The organism is Wolbachia endosymbiont of Tuta absoluta, assembly GCF_059414725.1.
The window spans coordinates 1-4,763 of sequence record NZ_JBNRJY010000063.1; the positions used below are offsets into that span (position 1 = coordinate 1).

Genomic DNA, 4,763 nt, shown 5'->3' on the forward strand with positions numbered 1-4,763 from the left:
TGTTTCCTGAGGAATCATGAAGGACAAGCCGGTTCTAGAAAAGAAGAACTTAGATAAGGGGCTCAAGCGTAGTGTGGGGAAACCTGCATGCTGCGTTTCTAAGGGAGGGGGTAGTAGTAATACTGCTTCCTTACCTGACCAAGTAAATTTTTATGCAAAAATTATTATCAAAAAGTAGTAATGTAAGAGGCTTTACGTGCAATTAAATTTATTTAACAATAATCAAGTTGATTATTGTTGGCAAAATTATATCACCTTAGATGAAAATAAGCACGTATATAACTCAATAGTTAATGATTTATCTTGGAAATGCCTGATTCTTTTTGGACCTAACAGCTCTGGGAAAACTCACCTTGCTCATATCTGGCAATCAAAAAACGATGCTATTTTCATTGATGTAAATAATTTTGTAAGCGAAATGAGGTACAGCGATGCGTTTATTTTAGAAGATGTACAAAACATTAAAGATGAGGAAATGTTGTTACATTGTTATAATTACATGAAAGAAAATGATAAGAGACTGCTAATTACTTCTTCGATTTTACCGAAAAAGCTTAACTTCAAACTAAAAGATTTAAGCTCGCGAATATTATCAACTATCAGCGTAAAAATTTTACCTGCAAGCGAAGAATTATTAAGAATTATGCTAATAAAACAATTTTCAGATAAACAGTTAAAAATTGATCTAAAGGTAATTGATTATATTCTAGCAAGAATAGAACGTTCTTTCCACAGCATTAATAAAGTTATAGAAAAAATAGATAATGAATCTATAGGATCAAATGTAACCATTCCTTTTATTAACACTTTATTAAAAAAAAGTGCCAATTGATTCCTTTTTTTGTAAGGTATTTATTACATATATTAAAAATTTATTAATACCCATACAATAATGAAGTTGAAATCACTATTTCTTTATGTTAAAATTATAATAAATACTATGATATAATAAGAATAAACAGACATAGCTAAGGGAAATTTTATACGATAGTAAAACTTACTTTACAGGATGTTTTTTATAGACTCAATGTGATAATTGAAATATGGTAAAAATAAGATCAAATTTAAAAAAAAGGTTAAAACAAAGGTTTGTAGTACTTACTTTATTGATAAATGCTTTGTTTATCTCATATTTTCTTATAAAAAACACAAAAAATACTTTCAATCAAATTATAGTCAAAGAAATAAATATAGGAGCTGATAATGAAAAATAAACAACCACAAAATAAAAAAGAGAATCTTTACATCACGTATTACATAGATGCTTTGGTTTCTGAAAAATCCTCTACACAAAATACTTTGGAAAGTTATCGTTCAGATTTACACCAACTTGAAAAATTTTTATTAGAAGGAGGCACTACCTTAGTTGGTGCAAGTAAAGCTAATATTAAAGATTATGTAAACTTTTTACGTACACAAAAGAAATATAAAACTAGTTCTATATCAAGAAAAATATCTGCTATCAAAAATTTCTATAAGTGCCTATTTAATGATGGAATAATAGATTTTAATCCAGCACCGGCTAATGATAATGAATTAAGAAATCCAAAGGTTTCCCGTCCTTTGCCTAAGTATTTAAGTGTTCAAGAAATATTTTTGCTCATGGAAACAGTAAAAAAATCAGCAAGCGGATCGAATAAAGAGATAAGCAGTAAAAGGCTATGTGCAATTTTAGATATTCTTTACTCTTCCGGGATGCGTGTTTCTGAACTAATTAATATGAAGTTATGTGAAGTATTACATTTAGTAAACGGTAATGGTAAAGAAGGCTATATAATAATAAAGGGAAAAAGTAGCAGAGAAAGGCAAATCCTTTTTAATGAGCAAGCATTGCAAAGTCTTAAAAATTATTTATCAATTCGTGACAATCTGCTTCCTAACAACAAAAAATCTGATTGGCTATTCCCAGGTGATAAACCTAATAAACCCATTACAAGGCAAAGAGTTGGTCAATTAATAAAGGAATTAGCAAGAAAGTGCGATATTGATGAAAATAAAATCTCTCCACATGTGATTAGGCATTCTCTTGCTACCCATCTACTGAATAGCGGAGCAAATATTGTGCTGATACAAAAAATTCTTGGCCATACTAATCTTTCTACAACACAAATATATACTCATATTGCTAATGAAAAGTTAAAGGACAAATTAGCTGATTCTCATCCTATTACTCAGATGATCAATAATTAAACTTATTGCTTTTAGTTTTGTAGTAAAGTTAAATTCAAATAAGTTTACGTGTGTTTGTGATTGCAAGTTTATTGTTTAATTTACTCCTTATATTATGGGAAGTATTCTATACTTTAATTACTCTCCCTGTAATTTTCTTTCCTGAGTGTGTAATAACCATTTTCCTTGTTTGCTCGGTGAGAGTTGTATTATTCATGTTGCGTTTATTATGTGGCACTAAATATGAAGTGAGGGGAATGGAAAACATTCCTAAGCAACCTTTTATAATTGCATCTAAACACCAATCTCCATTTGAAACATTTATTTTTATACTACTCTTTAGAAAAGCAGTTTTTATTTTAAAACGTGAATTGAAATGGATTCCATTCATTGGTTTACATCTTATAGCGCTGAAAATGATTTTTATTAACCGTTCAGATGGTATCAGTTCTATACGCCATATAATTAAACTAGCAAAAATGCATATAAAAGAAAATAGAAGCATAATAATATTTCCTGAAGGCACAAGAACGACTATAAACCAAAATATAAAATATCAATCGGGTATTGCTGCTTTATATAGCGTATTATCTGTTCCTGTGTTACCGATTGCTTTAAACACTGGTTTGTTTTGGCCAAAAAGCATACTTTCTCTGAGAAAGAATCCCGGAAAGGCGGTAATAGAAATATTACCTCCCATATATCCTGGGTTAAACAAAAATGAATTCTTGCAAAGTTTAGAAAAAATCATTGAAGAAAGAAGTAGTAGATTAATTGCAGAAAAAACTGATATTGCAAATTAACAAAAAAACTTTATAATTAAAAGAAAAGTACAGGTATTAATATATGGCAAATCATAAGAGTGCTAAAAAAATGATGAAGGTAATAGCAAAGCGTACTTTAGTAAATAAGATGCGAAAAAGCAAAACTCGTACTGCTATTAGAAGATTAGTTGATATAATCAAGTCTGGTGACAAAGAGAATGTTGTCTTGGCATTTCGGAATGCTGAATCCAATTTACACAAATGTGTAAATAAAGGTGTCATTCATAGGAATACTGCTGCACGTAAAATAAGTCGCTTAAATGCAAAAGTAAAAGCATTGATGACCGCTTAATACGGTTAATGTAAAGTTAACTGTATTAATATATACTTTTCAGTTTGTATATTCTGTATAAAATTAAGTAGCTCAAGTGATGGATAAAAAAGCATTATTGGAACTAAGTAATGGGTCAAAAATTGATCTGCCCGTATTAAGTGGAACAGTAGGTCCTGACGTGTTAAATATTAAGGATTTATATAAGACGACAGGATTATTCACTTATGATCCGGGGTTTGTTTCCACAGCTTCATGCTCTTCCACAATTACATTCATTGATGGAGATGAAGGAGTTCTTAAGTATAGGGGACATGATATAGCTGATTTGGCAGAGAATAATAGTTTTACTGCTGTGATTTATTTATTGCTCTATGGTGAACTACCCAGTTCAGAGCAACACAAAAAATTTCTTCTCAAAATACAAGAATCATCCAAAGTATCAGAGCAAGTTACAAATGTAATCAAAGCATTTCCAAAAACTGCTCACCCTATGTCGATTTTAGTTGCATGTTTTGCAAATTTGTCAGCATCTTACCATGAAACACATGGCAACAATGTCAATGGTGAAGATTTAGATTTTGGAATTTCTGCAATAGCACAAGTTCCTGCAATTGTTGCAATGATTTATAGACATATCAACAATCAGGAATTCACAAATGCTAATAATAAATTAAGTTATAGTGAGAATTTCTTAAATATGATATTTGGCAGTGCTGTTAATAATACCCTTTTTGTAAAAGCTCTGGATAAAATATTTACTCTCCATGCTGATCATGAACAGAATGCTTCTACAGCAGCTGTCAGATTGGTAGGGTCAGCTGGTTCTAATCTATTTGCAAGCCTGTCTGCAGGAGTTGCTACACTTTGGGGTCCAGCACACGGTGGAGCTAATGAGGCAGTTATAAATATGCTAAAAGAGATAGAGCAAAGTGGAGATGTAGATAGATTCATTGAGAAAGCTAAAGATGATAAAGATCCATTTAAGCTAATGGGATTTGGACATCGTGTTTATAAAAACTATGATCCGCGCGCGCTTATATTAAAGGATGCTTGTCATGAGATTTTAAGCAAACTAGAGCAAAACAATGAATTACTTGAAATTGCAAAAAAACTTGAAGAAATAGCTTTAAAGGATGAGTATTTTATTACACGTAAGTTGTATCCAAATGTTGATTTTTATTCAGGTATAATAATGAATGCTATCGGTATCCCTTCAAGTATGTTTACACCCATTTTTGCACTTGCAAGAACCACTGGTTGGGTTGCCCAGTGGTATGAAATGGTAAACGATAAAGAAACCAAGATTTGTAGGCCAAGGCAGCTCTACCTTGGCAAATAACCTTTCATTCACAATTCATCTTTGAATAGCCTAATTTCCTTTAGCTATAAAATACAGCAAGATGATTTTTTACTAGTTGATGTCTGCTTTTTTCAGAACATTGGTCAGGCTGTGATATAGAAGGTTGGTTAAATGTTGTTTCGGGCTTATTAAAAGA

At 31.1% G+C, this 4,763-nt stretch carries 7 protein-coding genes; all 7 read left to right on the forward strand.

Annotated elements, in window-relative coordinates; all coding sequences use genetic code 11:
• Positions 1-16: 16 nt before the first annotated feature.
• The 7 genes from ACJ5GX_RS00545 to ACJ5GX_RS00575 all read left to right on the forward strand — a co-directional run bounded on the left by ACJ5GX_RS00545 (position 17) and on the right by ACJ5GX_RS00575 (position 4,606).
• Entirely contained in the window at positions 17-178 is a 162-nt protein-coding gene (locus tag ACJ5GX_RS00545; protein WP_012481963.1) for a hypothetical protein, read from the forward strand.
• An 18-nt stretch (positions 179-196) separates the two neighbouring features.
• Positions 197-832: an HdaA/DnaA family protein gene (locus ACJ5GX_RS00550; RefSeq protein WP_007302365.1), complete on the forward strand. Its 636-nt coding sequence runs from the start codon at positions 197-199 to the stop codon at positions 830-832.
• 211 nt (positions 833-1,043) lie between these two features.
• A complete protein-coding gene (locus ACJ5GX_RS00555; RefSeq protein ID WP_007302366.1) occupies positions 1,044-1,214 on the forward strand; it encodes a hypothetical protein in 171 nt (56 codons plus the stop codon).
• Positions 1,204-2,190 (forward strand): site-specific tyrosine recombinase, encoded by a 987-nt coding sequence (locus ACJ5GX_RS00560; protein ID WP_007302367.1) that lies wholly within the window; start codon positions 1,204-1,206, stop codon positions 2,188-2,190. The genes ACJ5GX_RS00555 and ACJ5GX_RS00560 overlap by 11 nt, the downstream gene beginning before the upstream one ends.
• A 56-nt stretch (positions 2,191-2,246) precedes the next feature.
• The gene (locus ACJ5GX_RS00565; RefSeq protein WP_052265025.1) at positions 2,247-2,972 is read left to right on the forward strand and encodes a lysophospholipid acyltransferase family protein; all 726 of its coding nucleotides are present in this window, start codon (positions 2,247-2,249) and stop codon (positions 2,970-2,972) included.
• A 43-nt stretch (positions 2,973-3,015) separates the two neighbouring features.
• On the forward strand, positions 3,016-3,285 hold the full coding sequence (gene rpsT / locus ACJ5GX_RS00570; RefSeq protein WP_007302369.1) for a 30S ribosomal protein S20: 270 nt from the start codon (positions 3,016-3,018) through the stop codon (positions 3,283-3,285).
• A gap of 79 nt (positions 3,286-3,364) precedes the next feature.
• Positions 3,365-4,606, forward strand: a complete 1,242-nt coding sequence (locus tag ACJ5GX_RS00575; RefSeq protein ID WP_007302370.1) for a citrate synthase — start codon at positions 3,365-3,367, stop codon at positions 4,604-4,606.
• Positions 4,607-4,763 lie beyond the last annotated feature (157 nt).